Annotated in this window: 2 pseudogenes; one reads left to right on the top strand and one right to left on the bottom strand. The window is 40.7% G+C overall.

Annotated elements, in window-relative coordinates:
• Positions 1–126 precede the first annotated feature (126 nt).
• A pseudogene (locus tag O9332_RS08070) lies at positions 127–486 on the top strand (hypothetical protein); the annotation flags it as partial.
• Positions 487–849: 363 nt separating this feature from the next.
• Here the strand turns inward: O9332_RS08070 and O9332_RS08065 are convergent.
• Positions 850–1290: pseudogene (locus O9332_RS08065) on the bottom strand (dynamin family protein); the annotation flags it as partial.
• Positions 1291–1748: the final 458 nt, after the last annotated feature.

Genomic DNA, 1748 nt, shown 5'->3' with positions numbered 1-1748 from the left:
AATCCTTATCTGGCAAGAGATTTAATTGATTAGTTCGCTCCAGATCGCAAACAATTGACAAAAATTGCGGCAATGTCTGTCTCTATAAAGGTTTCATTCTTTATAACCCCGTCCATTGCATAAGACAAACCGAAGAACCCTCTTTTTTTGCCAATGGCGACCATTCTGGAAACTGGCAATCATATTGCCAAGGCCAAAAAGGTAGATGGCAATCAGCGACGTATTTGTGCAGAAAAATTTGTAAATCAGGTAACACAAGCTCTTGAAGGAAAATCTCCCTTCACCCCCATTAGTTTTCTAAAGAAAGAAGACCTGCAAGGATGGTTAAAAGAGTTTCCTGATGAAGCGATGCAAGGTAGGGGACTGGGAGACCTTTCTATCATTCATGATTGGCAAAGAATTTGTGATCAAAATCTAGGCCGCCGCGTCTATATATGGTCTTTGGACAAACACCTTAAAGGTTACAATCGGCCACCGAAGTTATGAGTAATTGACTACGGATTTACTTTTAATAGTCGATTTGTAGTTTAAGAGGTGGAGATTTAATTAGGGTTGGCTGAATAAATCTAAAAATCTTGCTGGATAAGACTTTTAGACCTTTTTGGAAATCAAAAAGTACCGGACATGGGAGTGAGCGGGGGGAAAATTCAGGGACTTTTTCCCTGAAAATTAGGTAATTGACCACCTCAAAATCGGTAAAACCCCACACCCTACACCCCACACGCTGCCCCCAGGAAAAACTTTTTCAGCAAACCCTAATTAGGATTAGCGAAGCTTAATCCACATCCCCAAATCACCGTAATTCACCGCCATCGTCGCAATAATAGCGGTGCTTTGCTATAGCTAACGCTACTGAGAGGAACTATTTCTTTTCAAGGCAATTGCTAATTGTCTCAGTCGTTCACTAACTTCTAAATTAAATTCTTGAGATTGCAAATTAGCGGGTAATTCTGCTACAAGCTGAGGATTCTCTTTATACCATTCGTTTTGAGCGACACCTGCCCATGTTCCTTCTTTTTCTCGAAAAATATCCACTAATCCTCTTAATTCTTGAATACAGTAGGACTCAAATCCTGCAGCTTCAAAAATACCATGGCGTAGATATTCTTCAAAAGCGTTAATATCATTAGTTACTTCAAAGGTAACAACCTCTCTGGGTGGGGTTAATTGGTCAGCCAAATCGATAACTGTATCTACCGTCATTCCGATAACGTTTTTGGCAATTTCTGTTACACCTAACACCTGTTGACGAAGACTAGGATTAAAGAGTAAATCAGAACCATACTTAACTGAAACAGTCCAGTAGGGTGTGTTAGCGTTAGCGTAACGCACGAATTTTGAACATTAGATAAGGTGGGTAGAGTCGATGGGAGATATTATCCTCCGCACCTCTCTCTTAGAGCCGAGCGTGCGACTTTCACCGCACTCGGCTCCCGATAATCTTAGCTTTCACTTTTGCACCTGTGGATGTAATCGTGGCATGATTCGTGTACTGCCAAAAGATTATTGGCTCGACCATTAGCGTGATTTCTATCGATGTGGTGCAGATGTAGGTGGTGATTCGGTAGTAGTGATGGCGGCTTAATCCTTTGCTTTGCTGTGCATTGTAAGCTAAAACGCACTTAAACCACCTAAAATAGAAATAGTAACTTGAGAAAAATCCTACTTATGCCAGCCAAAGATTTCCTAGACTTAGAAGAAAAGAAAAACTTACAAAAAGCTCTTAAAGAAGAAGAAAGAGCAGAGGT

Origin of the sequence: Microcystis sp. LE19-10.1B (assembly GCF_027530565.1) — a bacterium.
Classification (GTDB): domain Bacteria; phylum Cyanobacteriota; class Cyanobacteriia; order Cyanobacteriales; family Microcystaceae; genus Microcystis; species Microcystis aeruginosa.
The sequence above is the reverse complement of the archived record's forward strand: the minus strand, read 5'-3'. Positions and strand labels throughout refer to the sequence as shown.